The following is a 14208-nucleotide window of genomic DNA, read 5'->3' as shown; positions in this document are numbered from 1 at the left end:
CCTCCAACTCCGCGTCATCCCCGCGACACTGACGTCCGTGCGACCATTCAGCCATGACGCTGGTGTTCGACGGGACTATTGAGGTTCACTACGGTTTTGGCCATCTTCAGGAGCGTGGCGACGACCCTGCTGAGCTCGACATGGCAGGTCAGCGGAACGGACTCTGTGGCGCGAAGACCGCCGGGCAGCTCGTCTTTCTCATCGGCCTCCACACGGGCGGCATCCGGTTCGCGATCGACTGGCTCGACAGCGAGCCGTCCCTCGACGAGTCGTGGGAGGACGTGGTCGAGGTGTCGATCGACGTTCCAGCCGGGGACATCGTTCTAGCGACCTTCGACGACTGGCGGGACGTTCCACTGCCAGCCAGTGGTCCTCATCGGGCGCGCCTCCACGCTTCCGGACTCGACGAGGCACGAGAGCTCCCGTCGGCGGAGTTGGGCCCTGACCGGTACCTGCTACAGCTCTGGCCAGCGCCGATCACACCCGACGCCGTCATTCGTCAGACCTCGCAGGCGGCGGCACGGATGCATGCAAGCCCCATCGGGACGCCCAGGCACAACTGAGCGACAATCGGGATCTATCGAGCCGAGCGGTCGCGATCTGGAGTAACCGCGGACGGCGCAGGCGTTCGCTGGGAAACTCGAGGCATGGGGTTCGTGCTCAAGGCGCTCTGCGTACTCACGATCCCGACGATGCTGGTGGCGTTCGTCGTCGAGGCCCGCACCGGACTGGTGGTCGCGGCCGTCATCTTCCTCGTGACGTGGCTCGCGATCGAGTTCGGACTGCTTGAGATGGCGACGGACCGCGCGTGGCCCAAGCACGACGAGAGCGAGGAGGAGTCACCATGATCACGGACGACCTTTCCCATGCGGAGTACGACAGGCCCGGCTGGATCAGTCAACTGCTCCTCGCTCTCGGCGCACTGACGCTCGCCGTCACCTTCCTCGTCAGCCCGACGCGGACCGGTGTCGGTCGGTGGGTCATCCCTGCGGCATGGACTATCTACGCCACTTGGTTCCTGTGGCGCTCCCTGCGCCTCCGGCGAGAGGCGCTCGCGCGCGATGCCGCCCGACGGCGCTGGCAGGCGACCAGTCCCCACTTCCGCTCCCCGACAGACCACGAGGACGCTCGATGACCCTGCACTTCGACCTGGTACGCGCAGCGACCGCGTGGCTCGAGGCGAGCCAGGACCCGCGCTCGTTCGGCAGGACCCTCACGGTCGGACCGCCCGGGTTCGAGGCCTACGCGCGTGTCCTGACGCTTCCGGACCCGGCACACGACGGTCAGGAGGAGGCCGACGTCGCCGACGAGGTCTTCGACGCCGCCCCCGTCGAGTCGGATGTCGTTGTCGAGACCGTGGAGCTCCTGGCCGCGGGGTCCGGACTCGACGACCTGCGCTTCCTGATGTGGGACGGCTACCCGTACGACCCGGCCCTCCCGGCGGTCGACCGCATCGACCTCATGCGTCTGCGCAGCTGCGCAATGGCGACCGGGTCGCTCGCGGACTTTCGCACCTGGACGACCTCCGGCCGCGAACGTCACTTCCCACCGGCGTTCGTCTGGCCGACGGACCGCTCATGGTGCGTGGCGTACGACGTCGACTCGCACTTCGCCGGTGTTGCGGGGACGGTCGATGCCATCGAGCGTGTCGTGGCGGAGTCGAAGCACCCCGTGGTCCGCGACGATCGTCGGGTGATCCCGGCGATGTACCACTAGGACCGCGAAGCCGGCTGGAAGAGCTCGACGAGGTTCCCGTCCGGGTCGGCAACCAGGACCTGCTGGCCGCCGGGGCCGCTGACGACGTCGGTCAGCAGGGTGACGCGGCCGGCGTCGAGCCGCTCGACCTCTGCGGCGAGGTCGTCGACGACCACGTGAATGCGGTTCCGCCCAGGAACGTCGGCGTCCGGCGGTGTGGCACGCGCGCCCGAGCTGCCCGGCCCGGACAGGAGCACGCGGAGCGAGCCGCGAGCGACGTCGGCGAAGGGCGGCGCCGGGTGGCTCAGCAGGGTGAAGCCGAGCTGGTTCGTGTAGAAGTCGACCGCCGCCTCGACGTCGCTCACGATGTAGCGGATGCAGCCGTGGGTGTCGACGCTCATGTGCTCACGATGCGCCGTTCCGCTGCCACGGGCAAGGGATCAGTCCCCAGGCGCGGCCGCGAGGTCCTCGATGAGCTCGAGCGCCGGGTCCCACCAGCGGAGGCGGTCGGCGATGAGCTCGCGCGGGGTCTCGGAGGACTGCAGGACCTCGAAGGCCGTCGGGACGAGTCGCTGCGGGACGCGCCGGGCCAAGGTGACGTGCGGGGTCCAGACCGGGTGGCGCAGTGCCGGCACCAGCTCACGGATCCTGGCCACGGCGGCAGCGAGCTCGCGCTCGGGCTCGACGAGGTGCGCGATCGTGTAGCGCGGTCCCTGACCGAACAGGACGAGTCCGCGGACCTCGATCCGGGCGGGGAGCAGTGGTGCGATGGCGTCCCGCGCCACGGAGACGACCGCGGGGTCGACGGCGACCGCGGCCACGACGGTGGCGTGCGGTGCGTTCGTCATGGACTTGTGGTCCGCCTGCGACGGCAGGCCCACCTCCCGGAGCGCCTCCCACTGGGCCTCGACGGCACCGGCGGACGCGGCGTCGAAGCTCAGCTCCAGGGCTTGATCGGGCACACGGGGAGGATAGGACACGACTTCGCGGGTATCGGCGGGTCGGCGAGTTCGGACCGCCACAATGGGTGGGTGCTGCTCACCATCACCGCCACCCGGAGCGACTCCCTCGTCGACGCGAGCGACCTCGGGTACCTGCTCCACAAGCACCCCGACCGCGTGCAGACGTTCGACGTCTTTGGCGGGACCGCGACGGTGATGTACCCCGAGGTCTCTCCCGAACGGTGCACGGTCGCGCTCGTCCTCGAGGTCGATCCGATCGGCCTCGTGCGCGGGCGGCGGGGCAAGGCGGAGGGCTTCACGCTGGGGCAGTACGTGAACGACCGTCCCTACGCCGCGACGTCGCTGCTGTCGGTCGCGATGGGCAAGGTCTTCCGCAGCGCCCTCAACGGCCAGTGCAAGCCCCGGCCCGAGCTCGTCGATCAGCCGCTGAACCTGCGGATCGAGGTCCCGACGATGCCCGGCGGGGCCGACCTCATCACGCGACTGCTCGCACCGCTCGGCTGGGAGGTCGTCGCTGAGCCGATCGCGCTCGATCCCGAGCTGCCGGGCTGGGGCGACTCGGAGTTCTGCGCCGTGACCTTGGTCGGCACGCTGACGCTCTCCGACGCGCTCAACCACCTGTACGTGCTGGTGCCGGTGCTGGACGGCGGCAAGCACTACTGGGTCAGCTCCGACGAGGTCGGCAAGCTGGTGCGCGCCGGGACGGGGTGGCTCGCGACGCACCCCGAGCGCGAGCTGATCACGCGCCGCTACCTGGCTCGCCAGCGCGCGATGGTCGACGAGGCCCGTGAGCGCCTGACCGAGCTCGACGGGTCGACCGACCACGAGCCCTCGGACGAGGAGCGCGAGCCGGCGTTGGTCCGCCTGCGGCACAAGGCCGTCATCGAGCAGGTCGAGCGGCTCCGCCCGGCCTCGGTCCTCGACCTGGGCTGTGGTCAGGGCGCGCTCCTGCGTCAGCTCCTGGAAGTCCAGGGCGTGGCACGGGTGGTGGGCACCGAAGTGTCGGCCGGCTCGCTCGAGATCGCGTCGAAGCGGCTCCGGATCGACCGCATGACGGAGCGACAGGCCGAGCGACTCGACCTGTGGCTGACCTCGCTGCAGTACCAGGACGCGCGTCTGGTCGGCTTCGACCTGGCCGTCCTGATGGAGGTCGTCGAGCACGTCGACGAGGACAGGCTGCCCGCCCTCGCGTCGAACGTCTTCGGCTACATGCGGCCCGCCTCCGTCGTCGTGACGACGCCGAACCGCGAGTACAACGCGCTCTATCCCGCACTCGCGGCCGGCGGTCTTCGCCATGTCGACCACCGCTTCGAGTGGTCGCGCGACGAGTTCGCCGCGTGGACCGACGGGGTCGCCGCGCGGTACGGCTACGAGGTCGAACGCTCGGGCATCGGCGCCGAGGACGCGGAGCGGGGCACGCCGACCCAGCTGGCCGTGTTCCGTCGTGTCGAGGAGGCGGCGGCATGAGCGTCCTCCAGGTGCCCGAGGTGTCGCTCGTCGTGCTGGTAGGCGCGAGCGGCTCGGGCAAGACGTCCTTCGCGGCACAGCACTTCCTGCCCACCGAGGTCGTGTCGTCGGACGTCTGCCGTGCCCTCGTCTCGGACGACGAGAACGACCAGTCGGCGACGACGGACGCCTTCGACCTGCTGCACTACATCGTCGGCAAGCGCCTGTCGCGTGGGCTGCTGACCGTGGTGGATGCGACGAACGTGCAGCCGCACGCACGCCGGAGCCTCATCGCGGTCGCGAAGGAGCACGACGTGCTGAGCACCGCCGTGGTGCTCGACGTGCCCCCGGCCGTGTCCGTCGCGCGCAACGAGGAGAGGCCCGACCGGACGTTCGGCGCGTCTGTCGTGAAGCGACAGCACGACCAGCTGCGCCGTTCCCTGAAGTCCCTGCGACGCGAGGGCTTCCGTCACGTCCACGTGCTGTCGTCCGTGGAGGAGATCGAGGCCGCGACCTTCGAGCGCACGCGGCTGCACAACGATCTCCGCGACGTCACGGGTCCGTTCGACGTCATCGGCGACGTGCACGGCTGCCGGGCCGAGCTCGAGCAGCTGCTGGACGGCCTCGGCTACGCGATCGTCCGCGACGACTCCGGGCGGGCCGTCGACGCGGCGCACCCCGACGGACGTCGCGCGATCTTCGTCGGCGACCTCGTCGACCGCGGCCCGGACTCCCCGGGTGTCCTGCGGCTCGTCATGGGCATGGTCGGGGCGGGTCACGCCTTCTGCGTCGCGGGCAACCACGAGGCGAAGCTGTCGAACGCCCTGTCCGGCCGTAAGGTCACGGTCAGCCACGGCCTCGAGGCGACGCTTGAGCAGCTCGAGTCCGAGACCGAGGAGTTCCGCGCGGAGGTCGCGCGGTTCGTCGACGGGCTCATCGCGCACTTCGTGATGGACGAGGGCCGACTGGTGGTGGCGCACGCGGGGCTCAAGGAGAGCTATCACGGGCGCGCCTCCGGCCGGGTTCGCGCCTTCGCGCTCTACGGCGACACCAGCGGCGAGACCGACGAGTTCGGCCTGCCGATCCGCTACCCGTGGGCCGAGGACTACCGCGGCCAAGCGATGGTGCTCTACGGCCACACGCCCACGCCGACGCCTCAGTGGATCAACAACACGATGTGCCTCGACACGGGATGCGTGTTCGGCGGCTCCCTCACGGCGCTGCGCTATCCCGAGAGAGAGGTCGTCCAGGTCGAGGCCGCCGGAACCTATTACGAGCCGGTCCGACCCCTCGCGGCGCCCGAGCGCGAGCCGGACACGCTGCGCCTCGAGGACGTGCTCGGTCCGCGGATCATCGAGACCTCGGTCATGGGCCGCATCTCCTTGCGCGAGGAGAATGCCGCCGGCGCGCTCGAGGTGATGAGCCGGTTCGCCGTCGATCCGAAGCGTCTGGTCTACCTGCCGCCGACCATGTCGCCGAGCGACACCTCGATGCTGGAGGATCACCTCGAGCACCCCGCTGAGGCCTTCGCCCACTTCGCCCGGACCGGTGCCGGTCGGGTGATCTGCGAGGAGAAGCACATGGGCTCGCGTGCCGTGCTGGTCGTCGACCGCGACGGTGGGGGTGTCGTCCACACGCGGACCGGCCGAGCGTTCTTCGACGCCGGAACGGAAAGGGCGGTTCTCGACCGGGCGGCGGCAGCCTTCGCGAGGGCGGGACTGTGGGACGAGCTGGGGACGGGGTCGGTCGTGCTCGACGCGGAGATCATGCCGTGGTCCACGAAGGCGGGCGCACTCATTCGCGAGCAGTATGCCGCGGTGGGCGCGGCGGCCCGAGCCGGACTTGCCACCACGCTCCGAGTCGTGGACGCAGCTGCCTCACGCGGCCTCGACGTGGGTGCTCTGACGGACCGCACTGCTCGCCGCCGGGCGGACGCCGACGCGTTCACCGCCGCGTACCGCAGGTACGTCTGGGACGTCGACGGGCTGGATGGCCTCCGGATCGCCCCGTTCCAGGTGCTCGCCTCCGACTCGGAGACGTTTGAGACCCGCGACCACCTGTGGCACCTGACGATCGCCGATCGTCTGGTGGAGAGCGACGGCGACCTGTTCACCACGACCGCGCGCCTCGTCGTGGATCCTTCGGACGAGACCTCTGTCCGTGCCGGCGTCGTGTGGTGGAACGAGCTCACGGGCGCCGGCGGCGAGGGCATGGTCGTCAAACCCCTCGGCAACCTCACGCGAGGGGCGAAGGGACTCGTCCAGCCCGGTGTGAAGGTCCGTGGGCGCGAGTACCTGCGCATCATCTACGGCCTCGACTACACGGAGCCCGACAACCTCTCGCGGCTCCGGGACCGCAACCTCGGCCACAAGCGGTCGATGGCCCTGCGGGAGTACGCCCTGGGTCTGGAGGCACTCAAACGGCACGTCAATGGAGAGCCCACGTGGCGCGTCCACGAGTGCGTCTTCGCGGTCCTCGCGATGGAGTCGGAGCCCGTCGACCCGCGGCTGTGAGGGCGAGCGCCGTCAGGACGCAGCGTTCCGGAGGGCCTCCAGCGTGCGTCGGACGTCGGCGTCGGTCGTCGACCAGTTGCTCACCGAGATGCGAAGGACCGCGCGGTCGCGCCAGACCGAGCCGGTGGTCCACGCGGTGCCGTCCTCCCACATGCGGCGCACGACGTCCCGGGTGCGGGTGTCGTCCCCGAAGGCCGCGCAGACCTGGGTGAAGACGACGTCGTTGAGGACCGTAGCACCCTCGATCTCGGCGATGCCGTCGGCGAACGCACGCGCGTGCCCGACCATCCGGTCGACGAGCTCGGCGACGCCGGTGCGGCCGAGGGAGCGCAGCACGGCCCACACCGTGAAGGCGCGGGCGCGGCGGGAGAGCTCGGGGACCTTCTCGAACGGGTCGCCGGCCTCGTCGCGGATCAGGTAGGCACCGTGCATCGACATCGCGGCGCGCAGGGCGGCGGGGTCGCGCACGATCGCGAGCCCGCAGTCGTAGGGCACGTTGAGGGTCTTGTGGGCGTCGGTCGCCCAGGAGTCCGCGGCCTCGTAGCCGCGGACGAGGTGCCGGTGGGTCGGTGTGGCGCCCGCGAACAGTCCGAAGGCGCCGTCGACGTGCACCCACGCGCCGTGGTCGTGTGCGGCCGCGATCGCCTCCTCGAACGGGTCGAAGGCGCCGGAGTGGACGTTGCCCGCCTGGAGGGACACGACGGTCGGTCGGTCGTCCTCCTCGAGTCGCGCTCGCAGCGCCGCGGGGTCGATCCGGCCCTGGTCGTCCGCCGGCACGAGCTCGGGCGCGCCCAGTCCGAGGTAGCGCAGCACGAGGTCGACCGAGTCGTGCCGCTCCTCGCCGGCCAGCACACGAACGCCGGGCGACCCGAGCAGCCCGCGCGTGCCGACGTCCCAGCCGGCCCGTGTGAGGACGGCGTCACGAGCGGCGGCGAGGCACGTGAAGTTGGCCATCGTGCCGCCGGTGACGAAGCCGACGGCCGCCTCGCGCGGGAGGCCGAGCAGGTCGAGGACCCAGCTCTCGGCGATGTCGTCCGCCGCCGTGGCCGACGGCGTGACGGTCCGCAGTCCGGCGTTCTGGTCCCACGCCGACGTCAGCCAGTCGGCAGCCAGCGCGGCCGGGTGGGTGCCGCCGATGACGAACCCGAAGAAGCGGCCCGACGGCATCGCCGTGAGTCCCGGCCCTGCCGCTTCGGCGAGCAGGTCGACGACCTCGACGAGATCGGTCGGTCCCTCCGGCAGCTCCGGGCCGAGCGCCTCGATCACGTCCGCGACGGACGAGGCCGGCGGGACCGGCCGGTCGGGCAGCCCGGCCAGCCAGGACAGCGCGTGCTCGTGTGCGCGGGCCAAGGCCTTCGAGGCGTCGGGGGACGGCTCCATCTCGTCAGGATGACCCACGGCGCGGGCCCCGTCCAGACCCGTGCAGACCGGTCTCTTGACGCGGACCCGGTGCAGGGCGGTCACTAGGAGAAGGCCTCGGACGAGGCGCGGAGGTGGCGATGGAATCCGGCGACGGGCACGCGAAGGTCCACGAGACGAACCTGACGCAGGCCGAGTCGTGGGACGGCCCCGGCGGCGCCTACTGGGCCGCGCACGCCGACCGGTTCGACCGCGCGGTGGCCGACTTCCAGGATCGATTCGAGGCCGCCGTCTCGGTGCGGCCCGGCGATCGGGTCCTCGACGTCGGGTGCGGGGGTGGCCTGACGACGCGTCGTGCGGCACGCGCGAGCATCGACGGCGACGTGATCGGCGTGGACCTGTCGCGCGAGCTGCTCGACGTCGCCCGACGCCGCGCTGATGCCGAAGGCGTCCGCAACGGGAGCTTCGTCCGCGCCGACGCGCAGGTGCACGCGTTCGAGCCGGACCACTACGACGTGGTCCTCTCGCGCACCGGCTCGATGTTCTTCGGCGACCCCGTCGCCGCGTTCGCGAACCTGCGGACCGCCACGCGTCCCGGTGGACGCCTGGTACTGCTGACGTGGCAGCCGCCCGACCGCAACGAGTGGATCAGCGGGACGCTCGGCGTGCTCGGTGGGACGCCCGGACCCACGACGGACCTCGACGCTCCGGGCATGTTCTCCCTCTCGAGGCCCGAGCGGATCCGCGAGGTGCTCGGTGCCGCTGGGTGGGCGCAGGTCTCGGTGAAGGGGCTCGAGGGTCGGGAGTGGTTCGGCAAGGACGTGGACGACGCCCTCGGCTTCCTCCGCGGGCTCTTCGCGTGGCTCCTGGACGAGCTGCCCCAGGACGAGCGCGCGGCCGCGGTCGATCGGCTTCGCCAGAGCCTCGCCGAGCACGCCGGCCCCGACGGGGTGGACTTCGGCTCGGCCGCCTGGCTGGTCACGGCACGAAAGGAGTCCGACGATGAGCGCTGACTCGCCGTCGTTCCACGCGGTCGACGCCTCCTCCGACGCGGCGCAGCTGGCCGCGCTGATGGCGCTCGACGTGCAGGCGCAGCTGCCGTCGATCCTGCGGCTGCACGCGTGGCTGCTGGAGGCGCTGGACCCGCTGCCGGGGATGGAGGCCTTGGACGTGGGCTGCGGCACCGGCGAGGACATTCGTGGGCTCGCGGTGTCGGTCGCGCCGACGGGATCGGCCACGGGGGTGGACCCGAGCGAGACGATGCTGGCCGAGGCGCGTCGGCGAGGCGAGGCCTCCCGCAACCCCGCGCGGTTCGTCCAGGGATCGGCCGAGGCGCTGCCCCTCGACGACGCCTCCGTCGACCTCGTGCGCAGCGAGCGCGTGCTCCAGCACCTCGTGGATCCCGCGGTGGCGGTGGGTGAGATGGCCAGGGTCCTGCGGCCCGGCGGCCGGATCGGCCTGATCGACACCGACTGGCGAACGCTCGCGACGTGGCCCGGGGACCCGCACCTGAAGGCGGCGTGGCACGAGGACTGGGGCGGTGTCACCTCTCCCGAGGCCGGCGCCCAGCTGCTCGACCTGGTCCTTCGTCACGGGTTCGTCGATGCCCGCGTCACCACCGAGGTGCTCATGCTGCGCCCGCGCCAGCTGGACCTGCCGCCGCTCTCGTTCGTCGTCGAGGCCGCCGCCCGTCGAGCGGCTGCGGCAGGGGAGGCGGCCGACTGGCGTCGCCAGCTCGAGGAGAGCGCCGCCCGCGGCTCCTTCGTCTTCGCGGTCACCCTCTACGCCGTCGTCGCGACGCGAGTTCTGTAGCGGTGCCCACCGAATTTCGGCCGTTCCGCGCGAAAAGGGTGGGTACCGCTACACATCTCGCCCGGGTCACTCCGGGGGAGCGGTGCGGGAGAAGCGGATCTCCTCGATGTCGAGCCGGGCCTGGACCTGGCGCAGGACGATGTCGTCGATGCGACGCTCGTCGCGCAGCTGCACGAGCGCGTCGCGGCGGCGGGCGAGGAGGGCGAGCGACAGGCTCGTGTACTGGCCGTGGTGCTCGACCACGGGGTCGCCGTCGACGCCCGCGGCCTTCACGAGGCGGCGCTGCTTGTCGAGCTCGTGCCGCACCCTGGCCGTCACGAGATCGCCGACGCCGAGCTCGAGAGCGGTGTCGTCGATGGCCTCGATCGCCGCGTCGAGGGTGAAGACCTCGGCGAGCTGGATCTCCTCGGCGACCGAGTCGTCGGCGGGCAGGCGGGCGAACCGGACGATCGCCGGCAGCAGCAGCGCCTGGAGGAGGCTCAGCATGATGACACCGCAGGCGATGAGCACGATGAGGTCGCGGTCGGGGAACGGGGCGCCGGACTCCAGGGTGCGCGGCACGGCGAGGATCGCCGCGAGCGACACGGCCCCGCGGAAGCCGGCCGCCGCGCTCACGGTGCGCTGGCGTGCGCTCACACGCCGTGCCCACTGCGCAGGACGGCGGTCGACCGTGCGGATCGCGTAGGGCGTCGTGTAGGTCCACACCCAGCGCACGCCGATGACGACCGCCGCCACCAGGAGGATGTCCAGCAGCGCCCGACCCATCGACTCGCTGGAGAGGTTGCGGAACGCCGACTGCGCCTCGAGACCGATCAGCACGAACAGCGCGCTGCTCAGCACGGTCGTGGCGAGCGACCAGAACGGGACGACGAGGTGCCTCGTGGCGGCACCGGTGATGCGGGGTGCCACCTGGCTCAGGAAGAGTCCGCACGCGACGACGGCCAGGACGCCCGAGGCCTCAATGGACTCGGCCGCGAGGAACGCCGCGAAGGGGGTCACCAGGATGGCGATGCCCTCGAGCATGGGGTCGTCCATCCGGCGGCGGATCTGCCAGCTGAGGAGGCCGACCAGGCCGCCGGCCAGGACACCGCCTCCGTACGAGAGCACGACGAGCCAGGTGACGTGGAGCCCGGTGAGGTGCTCCTCGCCGACGGTCACCCCGACGGCGAGCCCGTAGAGGACCAGCGCGGTGCCGTCGTTGACGAGGCTCTCGGCACGAAGGGTCGTGACGGTGCGGCGCGGGAGGTTGCGGGCCAGGACGCCGACGGCCGTCGCGTCAGTCGGCGCGAGCGCCGCGCCCAGGACCCATGCGGGTCCCCACGCCATGCCCAGCACGTAGTGGGCGGTGGCTGCGACGGCCCCCGCCGTGACCACCACCAGCGCGGTGCTGGTCAGCACGACGACGCGCAGGTTGTTCCGGATCTCCCGCAACGAGGTCGTCAGGCTCTCCCAGAACAGCAGAGCGGGAAGGAAGACGAGGAGGATGATCTCCGGCGGCAGATGCGCGTGGCGCAGGTGCGGGACGAACCCGATGAGCACGCCGGCGACGACCAGCAGGATGGCGGGGGCGATCGGGTAACGGCTGGCGAGCGCGCCGCACGCCACGAGCGCGACTCCCAGCAGGACGACCATCTCGAGTCCGAGCACGGGTCAATCTTCACCCCGAGGCGCAACTCGCGGGGTCAGAAGGGGCGCGACGGGTATCCCGTGTCGAAGTGCATGTAGTCCGGCACGTCGATGTTCTGCCAGATCCAGCCCTCGCGATCGAAGAGCCGCCACACCAGACCCTTCTCGAGGATCTTGCCTCGGCCTGGGGTCCGCTCGGCGTGGCGAGCCGAGGGCGTCCAGCAGTCGCACCGCAGGTCCATCCACGGGTTCTCGAGCGGATTGATGTCCACCGCGCGCCCGTTCGCGTGGGGCGAGTCCTTGAACGGCGCGTTGATCTGGTCGGCGCGACGGCAGTTGAAGGCCGAGGTGTTGTCCGCCGCCAGACTCCTGGCCACGTCGCCGCCGTAGGCCTCGACGCCCTTCATCTTGCGGATCGGGAACTTCCTCTCGTAGAGGCGGTCGAAGATCCGCTGGATGCTCGGCGCGACGTCGGCGTTGACGATCAGGTGGCCGCGGCGCGTGCGGTCTGCGAAGTCGACGAAGTTCAGGTCGACCCGGCGGAGCTGGTCACGACGCTGGATCGGGCACTCCGGGCGCACCATGCCGGCCGCGACGATCCGGTCCCACTGCGCCGGGGGAACCTCACGGATCCGCGAGGCCGGCGGGGGAGCGGGCCTCGTGGCGGTGGGTGAGGGAGCCGGCGTCGTCGCGGTCGGTGTCGCGCTCGAGGTGGTGCTGGCACTGGGCGTGGGCTCGTCGTCCGAGCCGCTGCAGCCGGCGAGCAGCGCCAGGGCCAGCACCGTGCCCAGGACGGCGGGAAGTCGGGAACGCATCCCCGCGAGTCTGACGCACCCGTCGCCTCGGCGCGAGCCCCTCGACGAATCCGCGGACAGCACACGCCCCCGGATCTAGGGTGACGGATGTGACGACGACGGAGCAGACCGGGCTCGGACGCATGGCCTTCCTGGGGATCGGCGTCGTCGTGTCCACCGTGGCGAACTACCTGGTCGCGTACGCGATCTACGACTCCTCGTACGGGTCCGCGTTCTTCCTGGACGACGACGTCCGCAGCACTGCGGTGTGGCTCCCGCTGTTGGCCGGAGCCGTGATGGGCTGCGTCCAGGCCCTCGTGCTGGGCGCCCGCGCGACCCTGGCTGTCGCCGTCGTCACGCTGTTCCTCGGGTTCATGGCCGTGCATCCCATGGTGACCGTGGCGCTGGTCGCCGCGGGCGTCGCACTCGGCTTCGGCCTGGCGCGCGCCCTCTCCACTTTTGGAACGCGTTGAACCGTTCTGGGTGAACGAACGGTTCAACGCGTTCCAAAAGTGGAGAGAGGTGAGTGACGGCCTGCCGTCCCGGGTACACCCCCGGCATGAGTCTCTCCATCGGATGCACCCTCATGTGCGAGCAGTCCCCGCCGACGAGCCTGGTGACGTACGCCCGGAAGGCCGAGGAGGTGGGGTTCCCGTTCGCCGTCATGAGCGACCACTTCAACCCGTGGCTGGACGAGCAGGGCCACAGCCCCAACGCCTGGGTGACGCTCGGCGCGGTCGCCCAGGCGACGCAGGCGCTGGAGCTCATGACCTACGTGACGTGCCCGATCGGTCGCTACCACCCCACGGTGGTGGCGCAGCAGGCCGCGACCCTCGGTGTCCTGAGCGGTGGTCGGTTCTCGCTGGGCCTGGGCGCGGGCGAGAACCTCAACGAGCACGTGGTCGGCGAGGGCTGGGACCCGGTCAACGTGCGCCACGAGGCGTTCTCCGAGGCACTGCAGATCATCAACGAGCTGTTCGACGGCGGCTACGTGAACTTCGTGGGCGACCACTACCGGGTCGACTCGGCGAAGCTCTGGGACCTGCCCGAAGTGCGGGTGCCCATCGGCGTCGCCGTCAGCGGCCCGCAGTCCATCGAGGTCGCCGCTCCGTGGAGCGACTTCATGATCGCGGTCGAGCCCGACGCCGACGCCGTCGCGAACTACGACGAGGCGGTCGGCGCGAACTCCCCGGCGCGCAAGGTCGGTCAGCTGCCGATCTCGTGGGACTCTGACCGTGAGCGGGCGGTGACACGAGCCCACGAGCAGTTCCGCTGGTTCGCCGGCGGCTGGAAGGTCAACGCCGAGCTGCCCGGCCCGTCCGCGTTCGACGCCGCCACGCAGTTCGTGCGGCCGGAGGACGTCGCCGACCAGATCGCGTGCGGCGACGACATCGGCGCCGTGGTCGAGGCCGTGCGGCCGTTCGCCGAGGCGGGCTTCACGGACCTCGCGCTCCTGCAGATCGGCGACGAGGGCCAGGACCGGTTCTTCGAGGCCGCGCCCGAGATCCTGGCCGCGCTGCAGCAGGAGTTCGGCGACTGATCAGTCCGACTGGCGCAGGTCCTGCGCCAGCATCACGATGATGCCGCTGGGCCCGCGGACGTAGGTGAGCCGGTAGATGTCCTCGTAGGTCGCCACGCCGCGGAGCGGGTGGCAGCCGTGACGCGCCGCGATCTCGAGCGCCGCATCGAGGTCGGGGACGGAGAAGGCCACGCGATGCATGCCGATCTCGTTCGGCTGCGTCGGCTCCGTCTCGATCGCGTCGGGGTGGAGGTACTCGAAGAGCTCGAGCCGGCCGAGGCCGTCCGGCGTCTGGAGCATCGCGATGTTGGCGTGGTTGCCGTCGAGGCCGACGGCCGTGTCGGTCCACGAGCCGCTCACCGTGTCGCGGCCGAGGACCGTCAGCCCCAGGTCGGTGAAGAAGGCGATCGCCGCCTCGAGGTCGCGCACCGCGATGCCGACGTTCTCGAGCTTGATGTCCATGCGCTGCACGCTACCCACGG

General features: G+C 71.1%; 16 protein-coding genes. 10 read left to right on the top strand and 6 right to left on the bottom strand.

The genetic code is table 11. The features are described from left to right. The first annotated feature begins 53 nt into the window (after positions 1-53). From BJ975_RS07165 to BJ975_RS07150, 4 genes are all read left to right on the top strand, one after another. Positions 54-563 (top strand): hypothetical protein, encoded by a 510-nt coding sequence (locus tag BJ975_RS07165; protein ID WP_179424480.1) that lies wholly within the window; start codon positions 54-56, stop codon positions 561-563. Between the two features lie 84 nt (positions 564-647). Continuing rightward, on the top strand, positions 648-848 hold the full coding sequence (locus tag BJ975_RS07160) for a hypothetical protein (protein WP_179424479.1): 201 nt from the start codon (positions 648-650) through the stop codon (positions 846-848). Then, positions 845-1135 (top strand): hypothetical protein, encoded by a 291-nt coding sequence (locus BJ975_RS07155; RefSeq protein ID WP_179424478.1) that lies wholly within the window; start codon positions 845-847, stop codon positions 1133-1135. The genes BJ975_RS07160 and BJ975_RS07155 overlap by 4 nt, the downstream gene beginning before the upstream one ends. Continuing rightward, positions 1132-1716: a hypothetical protein gene (locus tag BJ975_RS07150; protein WP_179422412.1), complete on the top strand. Its 585-nt coding sequence runs from the start codon at positions 1132-1134 to the stop codon at positions 1714-1716. The genes BJ975_RS07155 and BJ975_RS07150 overlap by 4 nt, the downstream gene beginning before the upstream one ends. Here BJ975_RS07150 and BJ975_RS07145 read toward each other — a convergent pair. Then, entirely contained in the window at positions 1713-2096 is a 384-nt protein-coding gene (locus BJ975_RS07145; RefSeq protein ID WP_179424477.1) for a VOC family protein, read from the bottom strand. The genes BJ975_RS07150 and BJ975_RS07145 overlap by 4 nt on opposite strands. 39 nt (positions 2097-2135) lie before the next feature. Beyond that, the gene (locus BJ975_RS07140; protein WP_179424476.1) at positions 2136-2657 is read right to left on the bottom strand and encodes a 2'-5' RNA ligase family protein; all 522 of its coding nucleotides are present in this window, start codon (positions 2655-2657) and stop codon (positions 2136-2138) included. 69 nt (positions 2658-2726) lie between these two features. Here BJ975_RS07140 and BJ975_RS07135 point away from each other — a divergent pair, with 69 nt between their 5' ends. Both BJ975_RS07135 and BJ975_RS07130 read left to right on the top strand, forming a co-directional pair. Continuing rightward, positions 2727-4124, top strand: coding sequence for a 3' terminal RNA ribose 2'-O-methyltransferase Hen1 (locus BJ975_RS07135; RefSeq protein ID WP_179424475.1), 1398 nt, complete (start codon positions 2727-2729; stop codon positions 4122-4124). Continuing rightward, positions 4121-6616, top strand: a complete 2496-nt coding sequence (locus BJ975_RS07130; RefSeq protein ID WP_179424474.1) for a polynucleotide kinase-phosphatase — start codon at positions 4121-4123, stop codon at positions 6614-6616. Before BJ975_RS07135 ends, BJ975_RS07130 begins: the two co-directional genes overlap by 4 nt. A 12-nt stretch (positions 6617-6628) precedes the next feature. Here BJ975_RS07130 and BJ975_RS07125 read toward each other — a convergent pair whose 3' ends face one another. After that, positions 6629-7996 carry a pyridoxal phosphate-dependent decarboxylase family protein gene (locus BJ975_RS07125; RefSeq protein WP_179424473.1) on the bottom strand — a complete coding sequence of 456 codons (1368 nt, stop codon included), beginning with the start codon at positions 7994-7996 and terminating at the stop codon, positions 6629-6631. A 119-nt stretch (positions 7997-8115) separates the two neighbouring features. Between BJ975_RS07125 and BJ975_RS07120 the strand changes: the two genes are divergently transcribed. Then, a complete protein-coding gene (locus BJ975_RS07120; RefSeq protein WP_179424472.1) occupies positions 8116-8988 on the top strand; it encodes a class I SAM-dependent methyltransferase in 873 nt (290 codons plus the stop codon). Further along, on the top strand, positions 8978-9787 hold the full coding sequence (locus BJ975_RS07115; RefSeq protein WP_179424471.1) for a methyltransferase domain-containing protein: 810 nt from the start codon (positions 8978-8980) through the stop codon (positions 9785-9787). The genes BJ975_RS07120 and BJ975_RS07115 overlap by 11 nt, the downstream gene beginning before the upstream one ends. A gap of 66 nt (positions 9788-9853) precedes the next feature. On the opposite strand, the gene BJ975_RS07110 is transcribed toward BJ975_RS07115, so the two are convergent. Both BJ975_RS07110 and BJ975_RS07105 read right to left on the bottom strand, forming a co-directional pair. Further along, positions 9854-11434 carry a Na+/H+ antiporter gene (locus BJ975_RS07110; protein ID WP_179424470.1) on the bottom strand — a complete coding sequence of 527 codons (1581 nt, stop codon included), beginning with the start codon at positions 11432-11434 and terminating at the stop codon, positions 9854-9856. A 35-nt stretch (positions 11435-11469) separates the two neighbouring features. Further along, a complete protein-coding gene (locus BJ975_RS07105; protein WP_179424469.1) occupies positions 11470-12228 on the bottom strand; it encodes a M15 family metallopeptidase in 759 nt (252 codons plus the stop codon). An 89-nt stretch (positions 12229-12317) separates the two neighbouring features. Here BJ975_RS07105 and BJ975_RS07100 point away from each other — a divergent pair, with 89 nt between their 5' ends. Both BJ975_RS07100 and BJ975_RS07095 read left to right on the top strand, forming a co-directional pair. Then, entirely contained in the window at positions 12318-12680 is a 363-nt protein-coding gene (locus BJ975_RS07100; protein WP_179424468.1) for a hypothetical protein, read from the top strand. An 86-nt stretch (positions 12681-12766) separates the two neighbouring features. After that, positions 12767-13747: a TIGR03557 family F420-dependent LLM class oxidoreductase gene (locus tag BJ975_RS07095; RefSeq protein WP_179424467.1), complete on the top strand. Its 981-nt coding sequence runs from the start codon at positions 12767-12769 to the stop codon at positions 13745-13747. Here BJ975_RS07095 and BJ975_RS07090 read toward each other — a convergent pair whose 3' ends face one another. After that, complete coding sequence (locus BJ975_RS07090; protein WP_179424466.1) at positions 13748-14188, bottom strand: VOC family protein; 441 nt, start codon at positions 14186-14188, stop codon at positions 13748-13750. It lies immediately after the preceding gene. Between the last annotated feature and the right edge of the window lie 20 nt (positions 14189-14208).

The organism is Aeromicrobium tamlense (genome assembly GCF_013408555.1).
Taxonomy (GTDB): Bacteria; Actinomycetota; Actinomycetes; order Propionibacteriales; family Nocardioidaceae; genus Aeromicrobium; species Aeromicrobium tamlense.
This window is presented reverse-complemented; position numbering and strand designations above follow the sequence as displayed.

What these genes read in the sequence shown, in the direction of transcription:
- BJ975_RS07165 (WP_179424480.1), top strand. Translation starts at nt 54, where the DNA reads ATGACGCTGGTGTTCGACGGGACTATTGAGGTTCACTACGGTTTTGGC.
- BJ975_RS07160 (WP_179424479.1), top strand. Translation starts at nt 648, where the DNA reads ATGGGGTTCGTGCTCAAGGCGCTCTGCGTACTCACGATCCCGACGATG.
- BJ975_RS07155 (WP_179424478.1), top strand. Translation starts at nt 845, where the DNA reads ATGATCACGGACGACCTTTCCCATGCGGAGTACGACAGGCCCGGCTGG.
- BJ975_RS07150 (WP_179422412.1), top strand. Translation starts at nt 1,132, where the DNA reads ATGACCCTGCACTTCGACCTGGTACGCGCAGCGACCGCGTGGCTCGAG.
- BJ975_RS07145 (WP_179424477.1), bottom strand. Translation starts at nt 2,096, where the DNA reads ATGAGCGTCGACACCCACGGCTGCATCCGCTACATCGTGAGCGACGTC.
- BJ975_RS07130 (WP_179424474.1), top strand. Translation starts at nt 4,121, where the DNA reads ATGAGCGTCCTCCAGGTGCCCGAGGTGTCGCTCGTCGTGCTGGTAGGC.
- BJ975_RS07125 (WP_179424473.1), bottom strand. Translation starts at nt 7,996, where the DNA reads ATGGAGCCGTCCCCCGACGCCTCGAAGGCCTTGGCCCGCGCACACGAG.
- BJ975_RS07120 (WP_179424472.1), top strand. Translation starts at nt 8,116, where the DNA reads ATGGAATCCGGCGACGGGCACGCGAAGGTCCACGAGACGAACCTGACG.
- BJ975_RS07115 (WP_179424471.1), top strand. Translation starts at nt 8,978, where the DNA reads ATGAGCGCTGACTCGCCGTCGTTCCACGCGGTCGACGCCTCCTCCGAC.
- BJ975_RS07105 (WP_179424469.1), bottom strand. Translation starts at nt 12,228, where the DNA reads ATGCGTTCCCGACTTCCCGCCGTCCTGGGCACGGTGCTGGCCCTGGCG.
- BJ975_RS07095 (WP_179424467.1), top strand. Translation starts at nt 12,767, where the DNA reads ATGAGTCTCTCCATCGGATGCACCCTCATGTGCGAGCAGTCCCCGCCG.
- BJ975_RS07090 (WP_179424466.1), bottom strand. Translation starts at nt 14,188, where the DNA reads ATGGACATCAAGCTCGAGAACGTCGGCATCGCGGTGCGCGACCTCGAG.